Here is an 18,832-nt window from a genome sequence, read left to right on the forward strand (position 1 = left end):
GAACTGGACGCAGCACCCTTGCTTGCAACCTGGTGCGCAGGTGTGATGGATCCAACACCACGCCTGTTCGGCAAGGTCACGGGTCATCCGCGCCTTCGCGACGGTGCGCGGATTATCACATCGCCCTATCTGCAAGTGAACAGGCCTGCCGCAGGTTGATAAGGAAAGCCTGCGCTATGGGCGACAGCGGCCGTCGGGTCGGCGCGATCAGGTAAAGGCTGCGCCACAGGGTGAAATCCGCGACCGGCACAAAGCGGATGGTCGGATCGTTGAACAGGCTGACCGCGTTCTGAGGCAGCAAGGCTACCCCAAGCCCGGCGCGCACCATGCACAGCTGGGCCACGGTGGAATGCGCGTTCAGCCGCGTCTGGCGCAGCGCTATCGGCAGATCACTTTGCGCCAACAGCTGATGGGTGCCGGTTTCAGGGGCCACTCCGATCAGGGGCAGATCGGTCAGATCGGTCAGCACGACCCGCGCGGTGCGGGTCAGCGGATGATCGGCCGGACAGGCCAGCCCGAAGATGTCGCGCGCGATTTCCTCCTGCCGCAGATCGGGCGAATGCAGCGCCCGTCCGGCCACCGCCATGTCAAGCTCACCATCGGCGACCATTCGCGCCAGCCGCTCGGCAATGTCGTCATGCAGCACCAGCCGGATCGTCGGCCGCGCCGCCAGAAAACCGGCAAGAACCGGTGCCACCAGTTCCGAGATCGCCGAGGGAGACGCCCCGATGGTTAGCGTGCCGGTCTCCAGCCCGGCGGTCTGGCGCAGGCGTGACACGGCGCGGTCGATCCCCTCCAGCCCCGGCAGGGCATCGGCCAGAAACTGCGTGGCCAGCGGAGTCATCAGCGGTGGGCGGGCGCTTCGGTCAAACAGCGTGCCGCCAATGCTGGCCTCCAGCTGGCGGATCAGCTGGGACAGGGCCGAGGGGACCACCCCCAGCTGCGCGGCAGCGACGGAAAAGCTGCCGGTTTCTGCAATCGCCTGCAATGCCCGCAGATGGCGCAGGTTTATATTCAGATTATCCGAATTTATCTTCATTTAATTGTGTTTTCATGAATCAACATGGCGTGTCAAGCTGGGGCAAGCCTCATGCAACAGGACAGAACATGCTGGATCACGCACCACGGCCCGATCTTTCCGCCTTTGCAGCCGCGCTGGCCGCTGCAGGTTTCCGTGGCCAGATAGAACAGGACAGTGCCCTGCGTGCGGCAATGTCCACCGACAATTCGGTGTATCAGATCGCGCCTGACCTGATCGTGGCACCCCGGGATGCGACGGATCTTGTCACGCTGATGGCCGTGGCCACACAGCCCGCTTTCATCGGCCTTGCGCTGACTGCACGCGGCGGTGGCACCGGCACCAACGGGCAAAGCCTGAACCATGGCGTGATCATCGACCTGCGCCGTCACATGAACGAACTGCTGGAACTGGATGCCGCGCAGGGCTGGGCTGATGTGCAGCCGGGCATGGTGCTGGACGACCTGAACGACCGGATCCGCGCCTCCGGTTGGTTCTTCGCCCCGGAAACTTCGACCTCAAGCCGATGCACCATCGGGGGTATGGTAAGCACCGACGCCTCGGGCAAGGGATCGCGGGTCTATGGCAAAACTTCGGACAATATCCTCGGGCTGGAGCTGGCACAGCCGCAGGGCCTGCTGGACAGTCTGTCGCCCGCCCCGGACTGGGCGCTGCCGATGCTGGCACAGGCCGAGGCTGCCGCACGGCAAGGCAGGGCCGCTTTTGTCGCCAACACCCCGCGCCTGAACCGCCGCTTCACCGGATATGACCTGGAACGAGCCTGCCCCGAGGATGGGGGATTCCAGTGGTGGCGTCTGTTTCTGGGGGCCGAGGGCACGCTGGGCCTGATCAGCCGCATCCGGGTGAAACTGCGGAGGATCGAAGCCGAAAAGCGCCTGATCGTGGCGGGGTTCACCGATTTCCGCGCCGCGCTGGCGGCGGCGACCCCGCTGCTGGCCGCTGATCCGACAGCGGTCGAGGTGATGGACGAAACCGTGCAGGCGCTCGCCGAGGATGCGGGCATCCTGCGCGACCTGCCAGCCGGGCTGCGGGCCGGGCCGGGCCGGCGCGTCGCCTATAGCTTCATCGAGCTGAACGGCGATGATCCGGCGGTGCTTGCCGCGAAGCTGGATCATTGCCGCCAGATCCTGACCGGCCTGCCCGGTATCGGCGCGGTGCATGTGGCGACAGGTCTGGAGGAGATCCGCCAACTCTGGGCGATCCGCTCTGCCGGGGTGGGACTGCTGGGAAAGGTTGACGGCCCTGCCCGTCCGGTGGCCTTTGTCGAAGATGCCGTGGTGCCGCCCGAACATCTGCCTGCTTTCCTAGATGAATTTCTGGACGTGCTGGCGCAGAACGGGCTGGGCTTCGGGATCTATGGCCATGTCGATGTCGGCTGTCTGCATATTCGTCCCACGCTGGACATCGACCGCGCCGAGGACCGGCAGCGGCTGGTAGAAGTGTCGGATGCGGTCTTTGCACTGACGCGCAAACATGGCGGCATCTTCTGGGGCGAACATGGCAAGGGTGTGCGCGGCGCCTATCTGAAGGCGTGGATCGGCCCGGCGGCCTATGCTGCGTTGCAGGGTGTGAAGGCGGCCTTCGATCCGGCCGGGCGCTTCAACCCCGGCAAGCTGGTCAGCAATGACGCCCCGATCCTTGGCATCGCCACCACGCCGTTTCGCACCTTCAACGCCGCACCGGGTGATCCGCTGACCCGCGCCTTCCGCTGCAACGGCAATGCACAATGCCTGTCCTATGCCGTCAGCACACCGATGTGTCCCAGCTTCAAGGCCAGCGCCGATCTGCGCCACAGCCCCAAGGGGCGCGCCGATGCACTGCGCGGCTGGCACCGCGCGCGGCAGATCGGCGCGACGGATCTGCCGCAGATAGAAAGTGACCTGCTGGCCGTGCTGGACAGCTGCCTTGGCTGCAAGGCCTGCGCCAGCGCCTGCCCGGTGCAGGTCGATATTCCCAGCATGCGCAGCGCCTTTCTGGCCGATTACCACCTTCGCCACCGCCGCAAGCTGGCCGAGCGGCTGGTTCTGGCGGCGGAACGCTTCAGCCCGGCCGTGCTGCGCATGGCCCCCGTGCTGGCCCCGCTCTGGCCGCTGGCGGCACGGATCGGCGGCGTGTTGACGCGCAGCCGCGACTTGCCGGACCGGCTGGCGCAGCAGGACCGGGCGCTTTTGCTGACGCGGCAGGATCTGACCGGGCCGCTGCCTGGCAACACCGTCATTCTGGTGCAGGACTGGTTCACCGCCCTGTTCGACGCCGACGCGCAGCGCGACGTCGTCGCAGGCCTGCGCGCGCTTGGCTACCAGCCCCGGATGCTGCCGATGCGCCCCGCTGGCAAGGCCGCCCATGGCGCAGGCGAGATGGCGGGTTTTCACCGCATGGCGCAGGCGGTTGCCACGGATCTGCACGCCGCAGCGTCCACCGGCCATCCGCTGGTCGCATTTGAACCGGCCTTCGCCCTGATGCTGCGGCAGGATTATCCCAAAGCCGGTATATCGGTGCCGCCCGTCCAGCTGCCGCAGGAATTCCTGACGGCCGAGGCCGCACGGCGGACCTTCCCGCAAGCGCAGGCCCGGGCATCGTCAGCGCGCCTGCTGTCGCATTGCACCGAGGCCACCGCCCTGCCCCAGACCGGCGCGCTGTGGCAGACCGTATTTGCGGCCATCGGACTGACGGTGCAGACCCCGCCCACCGGCTGTTGTGGCATGGCCGGGTTGTTTGGTCATCAGAACCGGCACCAGACCGTGTCGCGCCGCCTGTTCGACCTGTCGTGGAAAACCCATGTGGCGGCGGATGATGATCTGCTGGCCACCGGCTTTTCCTGCCGCTGCCAGTCCGAACGGCTGGGCGGGCGGCTGCCCCGGCATCCCTTGGGCCTGATTGCGCAGGCGCTAGCCGGATAGTCGCGCCACCTTGCCCCCGCACAAGCCAGCCCCTACCTTGCCCCTGCCCGCAGTTGGCATGATCTGAACCCCGCAAACTGGACCGTTTGAAGCTGGAGTTTTCCGCTACGTTTTCCTGGCTGGGAGAGGAGCGGAATCGGATGAAAGCGAGCAATTTCACGGACGCGCAGAAGGCGTTCATCATCAAGCAGGGCGAAGACGGAACGCCAGTTGCGGAGATCTGCCGGAAGGCGGGCATCAGCCAAGCGACCTACTTCAATTGGAAGAAGAAGTATGCCGGTCTGCTGCCGACCGAGATGAAACAGCTTGAGGACGAGAATAGTCGGTTGAAGAAGATCGTGGCTGATCTGACCTTGGACAGGGAAATGCTGCAGGACGTGATCCGGCGAAAGATCTGAAGCCTGGCCGCATGCGCGAACTGGTTCGCGGGATGTGCAGCGATTGGGCCCCTCTCGCGCATGCTTGCATGCGCTGCCGGGCAGCGGGTGTCGATTCGGACGGCTTGTGGGGCCATCGGATTCAACCGCTCGACGTTCCACTACCAATCCCGCCGCACCCGTTGCCCGGCAGCGGTTTGCTTGCAAACTGCGAGAGGGGATCAGGCTGCCTTGGCCAAGCGGATCCGTGAGATCTGTGAAACGCGCGTGAGGTATGGCTACCGGCGCGTTCACGTTCTGCTGGACCGGGAAGGCTGGGGCATCAACGTCAAGAAAGTCTATCGTATTTATAAGGAGTTGGGCATGCAACTCAGGCATAAGACGCCAAAGCGGCGGGTCTTGACCGTGGTCGGCACCTTCTCGCGCTACGTGCCCGTGCTGGATGTGCGTTACAGCTATCGCGGCGAAGATGTCGTGGCGACGCTTGATCGGGTGTGCCGAACGGCTGGCTATCCCGAGACGATCCGGGTCGATCAGGGCAGCAAGTTCGTCTCGCGCGACATGGACCTGTGGACATATCAGCGCGGTGTTGTGCTCGACTTCTCGCGCCCGGGCAAACCAACGGACAATGCCTTCATCGAAGCGTTCAACGGCCGGTTCCGTGCCGAATGCCTGGACCAGCACTGGTTCCTGACCCTTGCAGACGCGGCCGAAAGGTTGGAGGCTTGGCGTAGATACTACAACGAGGAACGGCCACACGGCGCGATCGGCAACAAGGTCCCGATCATGCTGACGAAATCAGGGGGCGTCACCAGCCCGTCACCCTGAGCGAAGCCGGAAACTCTGCCTACGGACGGTCCAACGTTGGGGGTCGGATCACTCAAACCCAGAGTCTCGCTCACACTGGATAAAAGGTGGGGGCAACGTCATTACTTATGATTTTGGTTGCGGGGACAGGATTTGCCAACTGTTTCTACATGCTTCGGGCGATCATCCCACCCTGCCCTTCGCGAGCAGCCTGAACTGGCCGCGAAGGACACCGACTGTCAGGTTGCCGAACTGCGGTGACGATGGCCGTACTGAACGGCTTCACCGCGCTCGGAACACTCATAATTGGAGCCGAGATATAAACCTGCGCAGGATTAGGCAACTCCCGTCCTCAACCCGGTTTGTGCAGTCGAGCCGACACAAGCTGACGCAGAACACATCTTGGCAAATGAACGTTCCAATGCCTTGCGTCGCTACGTGTCCGCTACACCACACACCCTGTCGGCTTGCAAGAGAAGGTATCGGCACTTGGTCAGACGGTCAGGCAGAAATATCTACCTCTACATCCAAAAACGGAGCATATTGCTGCGCGCCAAAGATATCGCCATCCCCGGCGCTCCCCGATGGACGCACACGCAGAATAGTGAACTTGATCGCGTAGGCCGGGTCGTACTCGACAAAATCCGTTAGACGCTCTGGATCAACCTTCAGGATGTGACAGACACTGTCGCGCGTAAGTGCGCCCGACCGTTTGACCAGGTCATAGGTCTCGCGTTCGCGGAAGATAATATCAAAAGTGATTTTGTCGGTACCGGCGTTCTTGGAACGGATCGTTTTCGCCAGATCGGAAAGTTTCTTGACGTTGTTCATGGGATACCTCAGCCGACGGTTTCGCTATGGGTCGGGAACAGTTCCATCGGGCTGCTGACCGACATGGTGTGATTCAGGGTCCAACGATAGGCGGGGCTTGCCTGCAGAACCTCATCCAACACAAAAGACACGCCGCCCGCAGTTCCCTTTACGTCCGGCAGTCGCGCATAAAACATTTGCCGCGTTCCGGTCATGCAGACCTCTTCTGCCATTTCGCGCGTGGGCGCGACACCTTGAACGACGACGCAAAGTTCATGGCCCGGCTTGTCTTTCAGGGGCTCCATATCGCCCATGACTCCGTTGCGGCCAAAAACGTTGTAATGCAACTCCCACCCGGTCGGGCCAAAGCGTTCGATCGTTTGCGTGCGAGCCCAGTCTATGACGGCGTCAACATTGGCGATGGTGTAGGGATCACGGATGCCCGCCATGCCAACGAAACGCTCCCCAACCTTGCCCGATCCTTCCAGTTTCACCCTGAAATCTTCGGCCGGAACAAAGTCCATACCGGTCACGCGCGTGGTCTTTTCGCTGATCTGGTCATAGTGGCACCTGGTCATGTCCAGCATGCCGCCAGCCACGAATTCGTGGAACGGGTTTGACCGCTCATACATCGCATGGCCCGCAACCGAGGCGACGGTGCAGCGTTGCCATGAGGCCATTGCGGTGACCTCTACCGCGTCGGGCGTGATCTCGCCCATGACGGTTTCTTTGGCACCGTAGGGTTCTGCACAGAACGACGCGCATTCCAGAACCTTGCCGAGGTAGTAGCTTTGCGCCTCGGGAAACCCCTTGAACAACGCGCAGGCCGCAAAGATGGCGCTGTCGGATGACCGCCCGCCGATAATCACATCACAGCCGTCTTCCAGCAGTTTGACAAAGGGATGGACACCCGCCATCGCCACCACGCGCGACGTGGCGTCAAGTTCCGCCTCGGTCAGATCTTCGCGCGCATCCAGCCCGCGGATGGCCGAGCCGTCACGGATTTTGGTGCGGACATACTCGCGATCCACCTCCGAATAGAACCAGCCCAGCTTGAATGGGGCAAGGTTGTGCCGGGCGGCAATGTCACGAATGATCTGAACAAACATGTCCACGCGTGAATTGGTGCCGGTGTCGCCCGCCGAACCGATCACCATCGGCACACCCAGACGACGCGCGGCCAACAGCATTTCTTCAAGATCATGCTCTTGCCACGAACGGGGGCTTGCACAGCTGTCATTGCCCAGAGGTACCGGGCCGATGTCATCGCTGCCCGAGTCCGCCGCGATGAAATCGGGTTTTGTCTCAACCGCAAGCCGGAAACTCTCGGTCTTGAGAGGGGCAAAGCCCAGATGCCCATTCGGGCAGATGATTCTGATGGAAGACATTCGATCCCTCGCACACCGCGTTTCATGGACTTATATGCACGTTTCGTGCCAAAACTGGACACACAAACACCGCGCGACATTGGGGAAACCGGGACGTTTTGCGCGAAAAGCACGCGGCTGTGCGCACATCACGCAACGCAAGGGTCAGGATTTCAGAAGGCCCAGCTTTATCATCTGGTGGCGCAGAGCGTGGCGCGACAGACCTAGCGCTTTTGCCGCCTCTTGCGGGTTGCCGTTGGCCTGTGACATCGCCTGACCGATCATGGCACGCTGAAAGGAATCGGTCGCGGCGTGGTAATCCTCTGATCCGGTCAGTGGGGCGGTGGCGATTGGGTCTGACTGCCCCGACACCGAGCGCAGAATGCGGTCGGGCAAATGGCGTGGCAAGATCATGTCTTCATCTTCCAGAATGAAGATGCGTTCGAGCAGGTTTTCCAACTCTCGAACATTACCCGGCCAAGCATATCGCAGAAAAATCTGCTCGGTTTCGGGGGTCAGCCCACGCATGGTTCGGCCATACGTTTTGTTGAAACGCGCGATGAAATGGCGCGCCAATGTCAGCACATCTTCGCCGCGTTCACGCAGCGCAGGCAGGTTCACCGCAACCACCTGAAGCCGATAGTAAAGATCTTCACGGAACCGGCCCGACGTGACTTCGGACAAAAGAACTTTATTGGTGGCCGCAATAAAACGCACATCCACCTTGACCGGCTTGACCGCGCCCACACGCCGGAATTGTTGAGTGTCGAGCAATGTCAGAAGCTTGGCCTGCAAGGTCAGGTCCAGTTCCCGGATTTCATCCAGAAAAACACTGCCATGGTCCGCAGCCTCGACCAACCCCATCTTGCGGTCTATTGCGCCGGTAAAGGCACCTTTCTCATGGCCAAATAGCTCAGACTCCATCAGATTGGCCGGCAGGGCGGCGCAGTTGATGTCAACGAAATCACGGTTCGCGCGGCTGGACATCTGGTGGATCATTCGGGCGACCAGACCCTTGCCGACACCGGTTTCGCCATAGATCAACACAGTTCGTGTCGGGCTGCCGCCGATCCGTTCGACCAGCCTGCGCAAAGCTTCTACTGCTGGCGACGTGCCGACCAGTTCGTTCCCGTAGTTTGCCATGCCGCCCCTGCGTTTCCTGGGTGATCACCGGCAGGGTTCAATCCTTTGCCATCGGCTCAGACAGGGTGTCCCGTCGCTGATCTCCATGCCCCCGACACTACAGGAATAAACGACCGAGGAAATGGTTTCAGAGCCATCGGCATCATTCGGGTGTTGGCATAGCGGGGCAAAGCCAGGGCCGGGATGGGTGGCCATCAAGTCTTTTGCGTCTTGGACAGTCCACGTCCGGTCTGGCAAGACACGGCCAAGAAATTCGAAACGCTGATGCGAATTGCTGGTAATTTGGTCCCCGTCTGGGCCAAGTGTTTCCGCCCGCGTCTGCGCTGCCGTGTAGTGATTGGTCCGCCACTGCACGCCGCCTTGCGTGATGACGGCGCCATTGGCTGATAGCTCCACCGCTGCGGTTGCCCCCCCTTGATCTGCTAGAACCAACGTGCCGCCCCCGGCGTGTGGCAAACTGCGGATCAGCACTACAGCCTCAGCCACAGTGCGCGCGCGCGCAAGCAGGCGCGGCAAAAGCGAATAGCGCAACCAACCGACGCGATGCCGGTTCACCGCAACCTGCGTGTCGGCCACCGCAAGGCCAGCGGCATTGATCCCCGATGACCAGGCTGCCAAACTGCCAAGGCTGCTCAGGCTAAGCACCTGACCCGTCACGATATCGGGCCCGGAATGCCGCAAAACGCATTGAATTCCCGCATGAATCCCCGAGGTGTCGCGGTTTTTCACCACCAGCGCCCCCTCTGGCCCAGAGGGAACCACCCACGCACTGCACCCGTCAAGAAGCGTGGCCCCCCCCTTGATATCACGCAGGGTGCCAAGGTGCAGATGGGCGAAAAGGTCCGGCTCGGCGAGGCCAAAGGCTGCTGCCACGCCGGCCAGCTCGGACAGACTTTCGGGGTCGTGATGTTCATGAAACTCGCGTTGTGCCGCCAGATAGGTCTCGGCCGCGTCGTCAATCACACCTTCGGCACGAGCACGTTCCACTCGCGCCACGGTGGCACTACGCACCGCATCAACCGAGGCTGCCCCCGCCTGCGCCCTGCCCCGTTCATAGGCTGTGCCATTGACCGAAACCTCGATCATCGCGTTTCTTCCAACAATGTGAGTCCTTCTTCAAGCCGGTGACAGGCCGCGTAATGTTCCGCACCCACGGTTTGCGAAACAGGAACAACCGTCTGACAGATCGGAATGGCCAAAGGACAGCGCGTGTGGAATTTGCAGCCTTTGGGCGGGTTCAATGGCGAGGGTAGATCGCCCTGAAGCCTCACCCGGCCCTTCGCGCGCTTTGCACCGATTTCGGGCACCGCCGATAGCAGACTCTGGGTATAGGGATGGCGCGGATTGTCCAGAACCGACACCACCGGCCCGGTCTCAACAATCTCGCCCAGATACATCACCGCGACCCGGTCGCTCAGGTAGCCGATCACCGAAATGTCGTGACTGATGAACAGATATGTCAGCCCCAATTCCTGCTTCAACTCCAGCAACAGCGCAATGATCTGCGCCTGAATAGACACATCCAGCGCAGACACTGGTTCATCGCAGACGATGAATTCAGGGTTCGACACCAGCGCCCGTGCAATGCCGATGCGTTGTCGTTGCCCGCCGGAAAACTGGTGCGGATAGCGATCGATCTGGTCCGGCTGCAGGCCCACCCGCTGCAAGACCTGCGTGGTGATGGCCCGCGCTTCGTCTCCGCTGGCGATGCCATGCAGCGCCAGCGGCAAGCCGACGATTTCGGCGACAGTGCGGCGGGGGTTCAGGCTGGCGTAGGGATCTTGAAAGATGATCTGCATCCGCCGCCGTATCGCTTTGAGCGCCAGAGGCGAAAGCGCCGTCACATCTTCGCCATCAAACACAACCTTGCCTTCAGTCGGTTCGTGCAACCGCAGGATCGCGCGGCCCAAGGTGGATTTGCCGCAGCCACTTTCGCCGATCAGGCCCAGAATCTCGCCCTTGTTCACATGCAGCGACACGCCGTTTACCGCCCGCACCACCGCCTTGCGGCCGCCGGTCAGACGCTGCGCCAACGACAGGCGGCCCTCGTAGTGCTTCGACAGATTGGTGACCTCAAGCAGGCTCATACCGTTTCCTCCAACCGCAGACACCGGGCGCGGCGGCCGGGGCCGGCAGACAGCATCGGCACCTCAACCAGACAGGCAGGCTGCGCCAGCGGGCACCGCGAATGGAACCGGCATTGTGGCGCAAGACCCATCAGATTTGGCACTTGCCCCTTGATCGGGGTCAGTGGTTGACCCCGCATGGCCGGACGCGGGATCGATGCCAGAAGTCCACGGGTATATGGATGACGAGGGTGGCTGATCACATCATCAGTCGGCCCCTCTTCGACGACCTGACCCGCATACATCACCATCACACGGTCGCAATGCTCGGCCACCACACCAAGATCATGCGTGATCAGTGCCACTGCCATGCCCAACCGAGCCCGGATGTCTGAGATCAGTTCAAGCACCTGCGCCTGAATCGTCACATCCAGCGCCGTGGTGGGCTCGTCGGCTATCAACAGCTTGGGACGACATGCAAGGGCGATGGCGATCATTATCCGCTGTCGCATTCCCCCTGAAAATTCGTGAGGATACTGGCGCAGACGCGAGTCCGGCGACGGGATGCCAACTAGCCCCAGCATCTCGACGCAGCGATCCCTGATCGCGACACGACGGGCAGCGCGACCTGCGGGCAGGGTCTCGTCATGAGCGATCAACACCTCGGCGAGCTGTTCGCCCACTGTCAGGGCAGGATTCAGCGCCGTCAGCGCGTCCTGCATCGTCATTGCGATATCACGACCGCGCACGCCGCGCATCTCTTCCGCAGACATCCCGCGCAGGTCACGTCCGTCGAAAAAAATCGAACCTTGCGTGACCTTTCCGGGCGGGCGCACCAGCCCCATGATCGACGAAAACGTCACGGATTTCCCCGAGCCGCTCTCACCGACCACCCCCAGGCATTCCCCGCGTGAGATTTGCAAGCTCACACCATCAACCGCGCGCACCAGTCCGGCGCGGGCCGTAAATTCTGTCCGCAGGTTGGTTACTTCAAGCAGAACGGTCATTCGCTGAACCTCGGATCAAAGGCGTCGCGCAAACCCTGGCTGGCCACGTTGATGGCCAGAACAAGAAGCACGATCGCCAGTCCCGGAAAGGTGGACACCCACCACGCCTCAAGAATGAAGGCGCGCCCGTCAGACACCATGCTGCCCCAGCTTGCGGTGGGAGGCTGCACGCCAAGCCCAAGGAAAGACAGCGATGCCTCAAGGATGATGACATTGGCCATGCGGATGGTGGCGACCACAATCACAGGCGACATGATGTTGGGCAGGATCTCGCGCCACATGATGTGGCCCGACCCCGCGCCCAACGCACGGGCGGCCTCGACATATTCCAGTTCGCGCACCGCCAGCGTTTCCCCCCGCACCACGCGACATGGAATGACCCACTCCTTATACGCAAGCGCTAGAACGATATTGAACAACCCCGGCCCCATCATAGCCATCAGACCGATGGCAAAGATCAGATAAGGAAAGCCCAGCAGGATATCGACCACGCGCCCGATCACCACATCGACCCAGCCACGAAAATATCCAGCTGCCAAGCCTGCGAGAATGCCCACGCCGGTGGCAAGAACGATCACCACCACCCCGATAAAGATCGAGATGCGCGCGCCGTAGATGATGCGTGACAGGATATCGCGGCCCAGCCCGTCACAGCCAAGAACAAAGGCCCAGTCGCCCCCCTCCATCCAGGCGGGCGGCTGCAGCCTGCGAAACAGGTCGGTCTGATTTGGGTCATGCGGCGCGATCAAGGGTGCCGCAACGGTCATGATGACAAAGATCAGCACCACGATGACAGACGCCATCGCCAGACGGTTGCGGCGAAAGTCGCGCAGATTGCGGCGGAACAGCGAATCTGCGGGCGCGGTATGGGCAAGAGTTGCGTCGGTCACAGCTTCACCCTCGGGTTCAGGACGGTGTAGAGGATATCGGCGACAAAATTCAGCAGCACATAGGTGACCGCGTAAAGCAGCACCGCAGCCTGCACGAGCGGGTAGTTGCGCAGGAAAATGCTCTCCACCACCAAGCGGCCAAGACCCGGCCAGCCAAAGACGGCTTCGACGATCATGTTGCCGCCCAGCAGGCTGCCAGTTTCGATCGCGGCAACTGAAACCGTCGGGATCAAGGCGTTCTTCAGCGCATGGCGAAACAGGACCCGGCGGCGCGGCAACCCCTTGGCATCTGCAAACGTGATGTAATCCTGACGCATGACCTCAAGCATTGACGCGCGGGTAACGCGCATCAGGATCGCCGTCATTGGAAGGCCCAAAGTGATCGCAGGCAGCAAGATATGGCGCAGCGCATCGCCAAAGGCGGCCAGATCACGGTGCAGCAACGTATCGATCAGCATAAAGCCCGTGATCGTCGGAACCTCACTGGAATAGCCAATCCGGCCAGACACCGGCAGGATCTGAAGATGCACCGCGAACAGCATGATCAACAAAAGGCCGAACCAGAACCCCGGCAACGACACCCCAAGCAATGAGCCGACAGTTGCCAGTCGATCGAGGAATGAATTCCTGCGGATCGCAGCCAGCACGCCCAGTGGGATCGCTGTCACCAATGCCACGATCAGGGCGACAAGGCTCAGTTCGATGGTTGCGGGCAGACGTTCGGCAATCACGTCGCTCACCGGTCGGCGGTGGTAATAGCTGGTGCCAAAATCGAATTGCAGGGCATTGCGCAAAAAGATGAAGAACCGTTCCACCAAGGATCGGTCAAGGCCGAGGCCACGCCGCAGTTCTGCCTCCTGTTCAGGTGTGATCGACTGGTCGCCGATGATGATTTGCACCGGGTCGCCCGGCGTCAGCGCCATCATCAGGAATGCGATGGCGCTGACACCCAACAGGACGGGTATAAGTTGCAGCAAACGTTCCAGTAATCTGCTCAGACTCATGCTCGCCCCCTTTGGTTGTGATCGATGCTCAGTTGATGCAGGCGTCGTGCAGATTGATCCTGCTGTCGGCGCTGGGTGCCCAGCCGGACAGCTTTTTCGACACGCCGTAAATGTCCTGCGGGACCCAGAGATAGACGTAGGGTTGATCGGCGTTGATCATCAACTCCGCCTCGCGATACATCCCGGCGCGTTTTTCCGCATCCATTTCAACGGCGGCTTGATCCAGCAGCGCATCCAGTGCGGGATTGGCATAGCCGGCCGAATTGCCCCGATCATTGGTCTTGTGCGTCGGTGTGAAGATGTCGAACGGGTCGAGCGAGCCATTCCCCCAGCTGGAGAAATACATATCACCCGATTTCGGCTTGCCAGCAGTGCGCCACTTTTCGGTCAATTGCGCGCTTTCGCCCACCGCGACTGTCGTGCGGATGCCCGCGTTCGTCAGCATAGAGGCGATAGCCTCGGCAGTGTCCTTGAAAGCGCCTTCAGTGTCCATCGTGATACTGATGCCGTCCGGATATCCCGCCTCGGCCAGCAGCGCCTTTGCCTTTTCGGGATCATAGGAAACAGCCGGAAGCTCGCTTGACCCAAAGGCATCGGGAGACAGGATGCCTTCGATCCGGGCGGCTGTCCCGTCAAGGATGCGGTCAATGATCAGATCCTTGTCGATGGCATGGGCCGCTGCCTGACGCACCTTGAGGTCGTCGAACACTTCGCCTTGCAGGTTCATCGCCAGGAAAAAGCTGCGCGTGCCGTTCACTGTCATCACGTCGGTTCCCGGATTCGCCTTGACCTGTGCGATCGAAAAGGTGGGAAGTTCGTTGATAATATGAACGTCGCCCGCCAGAAGCGCCGCAACACGGCTGGCGCTTTCGGGGATGATCTTGAAGATCGCCCGTTCAACACAAGCCGCCCCTACTGGTGCGATATCAGGCGAGCCGCCGTAGTAGTCGTCGAAGCGCTGCAGGATGATCGCATCCCCTTTGCGCCATTCCCCCAGCTTGAAGGGTCCGGTGCCGTTGGTCATCGTCGCCATGCCCGCGGTGCCGTTTGCTTCGACAAACGCCTTCGACACAATCTGCTGGTTGGGCAGCATCGCGGGCAGGATTGGCCACGGTTCCTTGAGCGTGATGCGAACGGTATCGCCGTCGACAATCTCGACTGAGGCAACCGGCCCCATCAGCCCCTGTCGCGGGCTGGTCTGGCCGTCGCCCATAGCACCCTCGACCGTTACACGATCAAGGGTGAACTTGACATCTTCGGCGGTCATCTCGGTCCCGTCATGGAACTTGATGCCCGTGCGGATCTTGAAGTCATAGATCGTGGGCGAAACCTGGGTCATCGTCTCGGCGATTTCGGGCACGACGCGCATATCGGGATCGCGTGTCAGCAGACCGTCATAGATGTTTCGGATGACTGTCTCGGTTTCGCGTTTGCGGTGGTTGGCCGGGTCAAGCGTGTCGGCATCAAGTGTAAATCCGACGATCAGATCCTGGGCCACCAAGGCAGCGGGCATCATGGCAGGGCAAGTGGCCAAGGCAGTGGCCAGCAAGAGGCGTGGCAGTGCGTTCATTGGAATTCTCCCTTATGAGTGTGCCCCAATTCCGGGTGCGTGGTCCATTCAGAGGCGGACAGGAACAGATATGCACAGACTGTGCCAGAATTTGGCGGCACTGCGACTTGATCGCTGCGGCGCTAGGCGCGAATTGCACGCGGCGCGGTTTGCACTTCACGCATCGCGGCGCGCCGCTCTGGCAGGAATGCCTGCCAGTTTCCGATACTTCACCACGGTGCGGCGCGCCAGGGCTGCCCCTTCGGGCAGCAAGAGCTTTGCCAAGGCTTCATCCGTCAACGGGTTGGCCGCATCTTCCTTGGCCACCAATGCGCGCATAAGGTCCAAGACCGCCTGAACCGAAAGCGGGCCTTCCTGTTGGCGCGCCGCCGGAGCAGAGGCACAAAGCAAGCTGCGCAAACCGAGTGTCCGCTTTGGCAGTGACAAGGTTAACGCAGCTGTGGCCCGGCTGACAGTGCTGCGATGCAATCCGGTGGCCGACGCGAGATCATTGATCGTCAGTGGCGCCAGCGGTGCGTGCCCGCGCAAAAAGGCATCCTGGCGCGTAATGATTTCGGTCGCGATCGTCAGCACCGTGGCATGCCGCCGCTCTACCGCCTGAATCAAGGCGCGCGCCTCCCGCAAGGCGTGAATCGGCGCGTCTGTTCCGGACTCAAGGCGCAAAGCCGGGGCCGTCTGGTCGTTCAGCTCCAAGAGCCATCCATCGCCATCGCGGCGCAAAATCAGGTCGCACGGGCGACCGACAACCGATGCTTCGGCAAAGGCGGCGCCGGGTTTCGGGTTCATCCGCCTCAATGTCCGGGCCATGTCGAGCACCATGTCATCGTCGCACGCGCAGGCGGCGGCCAAGGCTTCGGTCTCACCTGCAGCCAAAAGTGGCAGATTGGACAGCATGGCAGCAAAGGCTGGCGTCAGGCAGCCCTGTTCCTCGGCTTGCAGTGTCAGACATTCCGCAAGCGAACGCGCAAAAAGTCCGGTCGGCTCTGCCGCTTGCAACTGGCCCAAAACCTGTTCCGCGCGGGCTACAGAACACCCCGCATCGGCGGCAATCTCGGCAAGGCTCGCGGAAAGCCAACCCGAAGGCTCCAGGGCGAGCAGGAAACTTTGCGCTATCCGCCGATCTTCACGGTCCCGCACCAGAAGCGAAAGCTGGCTTTCCACATGCGCAACAAGCCCGGCATCGGACTGCGGAAGTCTTTCGGCATCAAACCCACCCGGTCCGAAGTGGACGTCGGGTGGCTGACAATGACGACCCGAGGTCGGCGGACTTATCTGACGGAGTAACGAAAACCAGCTATGCGCCTCGGCACCAACAACAACCTTCAGGACAGCACTCGTTACTGCAAGATCCGCCAGCCGAGCCGAAAGCTCGGCATTGGACATCACCATAAAGCCAATAGCTTCGCGCAGAATCGGAGTGATCGCAAGCGACGTGCGTTGCTTCAGCCCAAGGTCAATTCCAATCAAGTCAGGCCCCTTCTTTGGTGTTTGCCTGGGAGCGCCAGAGCGCTGTCACACTGCGCTGGGTCAAATAATTGCCACTGCCCTAGGTGGTCCGCCCTGGCATCTGATGGATCGACCGCAATGCGAACCGATCTTACCCCGGCCTCCACAATTTGACGATGCACATGGGGGAACAAGTCACTTTGAGTTCCTCAGTGCCATCGCGAAACTGCAGCTTGCCACCTACTCAGTCAAGTGCGCGACAGGTCGCAGCAGACCGACGTCCCGCGCGTAGCGCAGTGCTCACAGCGCCGGATGCACCTTGGTTTGGGAGGCTAGCGTCGTTCGCCGTCAGGATATCGGTCAGCTTGACACCCCCCTTTCATGGGTAGCATGAACTTAATGACTTCGCCTGTGTTTCGGTGCGGGGTTTGACCCTACCGTCGGCGTCCGCCGATGACCCCGCCCTCATGCAATCAAAGCCTTGAAACAACAGAGATATTGTCCAGCTTGATGGGGTTAAACTTCGGCGCCGAAGGGGATCAAACTTCGATGCTTGTTCACATCCGTCATGTTGCCGGCGTTCAGGCCATGCATCAGAAGGCATTCAACGTCGCGTTCTTTCGGGTTGCGTGGGGAGCAAGGCTTCATCCGCTGAGCCAGGTGATGTGAGGCCACATGAAGAAGTAGCATCCCGTGCAGATGACGACGATGCCAGTCGGTTGGCGCACCACCTTGGACTGGGCCGAAGGCGGATTCCATTCTGTGCGGGCGAGAAGCATGGTGCGAATGGCCGTGAGGAGAGTTATCGCTCGAGATTGGCAGCGGCAGGAACGACGACTGATGGCTTTTCTGGACGGTCAGACTTTCTTCAATTTTGCCTGTTCCAAAGACCAGTATTCCATTTCGAACAACCGCAACGGCGGCAGCGGCGTAAATCGACCATAGCGCTCGGCGGCGCAAACGATGCGCAGCATCTGCATGGCCAGATCGGCTACAATCTCTGCCTCACCTGCGCGCTTTCCGATGCCGAACAAGCCCAAACCCGGCACAAGGACCAGCCGTGGCAGCGGGTCCAGCATGATCTTGGGCTCGGGCGCCCGGTCGGCCCCAAGCTCGAAATAGTTGCGATAGCGCGCCGCAAAATCTGTCAGGGCCTCGGCGATGGCGTCGACCGTGGCATCGGCTGGTACCACAAGCGGAAAGGGTTTCAGACGGATCACATGATCCGGCGTAACCGTGCCGCGCTGCAACGCCAGCACCAGCGATGGCTGGTCAACGATCGTGCGGATCTGGGGCGAGGTCCGGAAATCAACACTGGTATCGCTCCAGCCCCCGTCGCTTTGCGCGATGGCCTGTTGCAGCCGGGCGCTGAAAGCATCGGACGCTGCAGAAGCCGGATCACTGCCCGGTTCCTGCGCAAGCGTGGCACCGTGGCTGGCGAGATAGTCTTCGGCAAGCGCGGCAAACGCGATCATCCGCGCATAGGACTGCTGCGCAGTGTCGCCAAAGGTAAACAGGCCATGATTGACCAGCCAAAGCCCTTCACATTCGGGGTTGCTGTCAAAAATCCGGGCTGCTTCGATCGAAAGATCATAGCCGGGCATCACATAATCGACCACCGCCAGCCGCCTGCCAAAGAGGTTGTGCCCGATCTCTAGGGTCAGGACCTATTGATCATCCGCTCGCGGCGTGATTCAGCCTCCGCAAGGAGACTGACTGATGAGCAGCCTTTTTTGGCTGACGGACGCGCAGATGGCGCGGCTTCAACCCTTCTTCCCGAAGAGCCACGGCAAACCCCGTGTCGATGATCGGTGAGTGTTGAGCGGGATAATCTTCATCAATCGCAATGGCTTGCGGTGGTGCGATGCGCCGAAGGAATATGGCCCACCAAAGACCCTCTACAACCGCTGGAAGCGGTGGAGCGACAAGGGTGTCTTCGCCCGTATGATGGTTGGCCTGGCCGCCGAGGCCGCCGTCCCGAAGACAGTGATGATCGACGCGACCTACCTGAAGGCACACCGCACGGCGACCAGCCTGCGGTCGAAAAAGGGGGAGCCGGTGACCAGAGGGGCCGTCTGATCGGCCGAACCAAGGGCGGCATGAACACCAAGTTGCATGCCGTTACCGACGCCGAGGGCCGCCCGCTCCGCTTCTTCATGACCGCAGGCCAGGTCAGTGACTACACCGGTGCGGCGGCCCTGCTGAGCCGCCTGCCAAAGGCGGAATGGTTGCTTGCCGACCGGGGCTATGACGCCGACTGGTTCCGAGATGCGTTGAAAGACAAGGGGATAAAGCCCTGCATTCCCGGCAGGAAGTCGCGCGGCAAACCCATCAAGCATGACAAGCGACGCTACAAACGCCGCAACCGCATCGAGATCATGTTCGGGCGGATCAAGGACTGGCGAC

Annotated in this window: 14 protein-coding genes and 2 pseudogenes; 4 read left to right on the forward strand and 12 right to left on the reverse strand. The window is 61.3% G+C overall.

From position 1 onward, the window contains the following. Positions 1 to 115 precede the first annotated feature (115 nt). Complete coding sequence (locus tag Q7J44_RS17290) at positions 116 to 1,039, reverse strand: LysR family transcriptional regulator (protein WP_304882040.1); 924 nt, start codon at positions 1,037 to 1,039, stop codon at positions 116 to 118. A gap of 68 nt (positions 1,040 to 1,107) precedes the next feature. Here Q7J44_RS17290 and Q7J44_RS17295 point away from each other — a divergent pair, with 68 nt between their 5' ends. Next, positions 1,108 to 3,939, forward strand: coding sequence for an FAD-binding and (Fe-S)-binding domain-containing protein (locus Q7J44_RS17295; RefSeq protein WP_304882042.1), 2,832 nt, complete (start codon positions 1,108 to 1,110; stop codon positions 3,937 to 3,939). A 140-nt stretch (positions 3,940 to 4,079) separates the two neighbouring features. Continuing rightward, positions 4,080 to 5,144: pseudogene (locus tag Q7J44_RS17300) on the forward strand (integrase core domain-containing protein). Positions 5,145 to 5,624: 480 nt separating this feature from the next. On the opposite strand, the gene Q7J44_RS17305 reads toward Q7J44_RS17300, so the two are convergent. The 10 genes from Q7J44_RS17305 to Q7J44_RS17350 all read right to left on the reverse strand — a co-directional run bounded on the left by Q7J44_RS17305 (position 5,625) and on the right by Q7J44_RS17350 (position 16,447). Beyond that, positions 5,625 to 5,954, reverse strand: a complete 330-nt coding sequence (locus tag Q7J44_RS17305; RefSeq protein ID WP_304882044.1) for a DUF4387 domain-containing protein — start codon at positions 5,952 to 5,954, stop codon at positions 5,625 to 5,627. 8 nt (positions 5,955 to 5,962) lie between these two features. Continuing rightward, the gene (locus Q7J44_RS17310) at positions 5,963 to 7,321 is read right to left on the reverse strand and encodes an acyclic terpene utilization AtuA family protein (RefSeq protein WP_304882046.1); all 1,359 of its coding nucleotides are present in this window, start codon (positions 7,319 to 7,321) and stop codon (positions 5,963 to 5,965) included. Positions 7,322 to 7,465: 144 nt separating this feature from the next. Further along, a complete protein-coding gene (locus tag Q7J44_RS17315) occupies positions 7,466 to 8,443 on the reverse strand; it encodes a sigma-54-dependent Fis family transcriptional regulator (RefSeq protein ID WP_304882047.1) in 978 nt (325 codons plus the stop codon). 24 nt (positions 8,444 to 8,467) lie between these two features. Continuing rightward, positions 8,468 to 9,529, reverse strand: coding sequence for a C45 family peptidase (locus Q7J44_RS17320; RefSeq protein ID WP_304882049.1), 1,062 nt, complete (start codon positions 9,527 to 9,529; stop codon positions 8,468 to 8,470). Then, a complete protein-coding gene (locus Q7J44_RS17325; protein ID WP_304882051.1) occupies positions 9,526 to 10,530 on the reverse strand; it encodes an ABC transporter ATP-binding protein in 1,005 nt (334 codons plus the stop codon). The genes Q7J44_RS17320 and Q7J44_RS17325 overlap by 4 nt, the downstream gene beginning before the upstream one ends. Further along, entirely contained in the window at positions 10,527 to 11,516 is a 990-nt protein-coding gene (locus Q7J44_RS17330; protein ID WP_304882053.1) for an ABC transporter ATP-binding protein, read from the reverse strand. Before Q7J44_RS17330 ends, Q7J44_RS17325 begins: the two co-directional genes overlap by 4 nt. Further along, on the reverse strand, positions 11,513 to 12,406 hold the full coding sequence (locus tag Q7J44_RS17335) for an ABC transporter permease (protein ID WP_304882055.1): 894 nt from the start codon (positions 12,404 to 12,406) through the stop codon (positions 11,513 to 11,515). Before Q7J44_RS17335 ends, Q7J44_RS17330 begins: the two co-directional genes overlap by 4 nt. Next, positions 12,403 to 13,410 (reverse strand): ABC transporter permease, encoded by a 1,008-nt coding sequence (locus Q7J44_RS17340; RefSeq protein WP_304882056.1) that lies wholly within the window; start codon positions 13,408 to 13,410, stop codon positions 12,403 to 12,405. Before Q7J44_RS17340 ends, Q7J44_RS17335 begins: the two co-directional genes overlap by 4 nt. Positions 13,411 to 13,438: 28 nt before the next feature. Continuing rightward, on the reverse strand, positions 13,439 to 14,980 hold the full coding sequence (locus Q7J44_RS17345) for an ABC transporter substrate-binding protein (RefSeq protein WP_304882058.1): 1,542 nt from the start codon (positions 14,978 to 14,980) through the stop codon (positions 13,439 to 13,441). A gap of 156 nt (positions 14,981 to 15,136) precedes the next feature. After that, a complete protein-coding gene (locus tag Q7J44_RS17350; RefSeq protein ID WP_304882060.1) occupies positions 15,137 to 16,447 on the reverse strand; it encodes an RNA polymerase sigma-54 factor in 1,311 nt (436 codons plus the stop codon). Between the two features lie 432 nt (positions 16,448 to 16,879). On the opposite strand from Q7J44_RS17350, the gene Q7J44_RS17355 reads away from it, so the two are divergent. Continuing rightward, positions 16,880 to 17,095, forward strand: coding sequence for a hypothetical protein (locus tag Q7J44_RS17355; protein WP_304882062.1), 216 nt, complete (start codon positions 16,880 to 16,882; stop codon positions 17,093 to 17,095). A 188-nt stretch (positions 17,096 to 17,283) separates the two neighbouring features. Here Q7J44_RS17355 and Q7J44_RS17360 read toward each other — a convergent pair whose 3' ends face one another. After that, complete coding sequence (locus tag Q7J44_RS17360) at positions 17,284 to 18,090, reverse strand: class II aldolase/adducin family protein (protein ID WP_370693031.1); 807 nt, start codon at positions 18,088 to 18,090, stop codon at positions 17,284 to 17,286. Between the two features lie 55 nt (positions 18,091 to 18,145). Here Q7J44_RS17360 and Q7J44_RS17365 point away from each other — a divergent pair. After that, positions 18,146 to 18,832, forward strand: a pseudogene (locus tag Q7J44_RS17365) (IS5 family transposase); the annotation flags it as partial.

The organism is Pseudotabrizicola sp. (genome assembly GCF_030656345.1).
GTDB lineage: Bacteria > Pseudomonadota > Alphaproteobacteria > Rhodobacterales > Rhodobacteraceae > Pseudotabrizicola.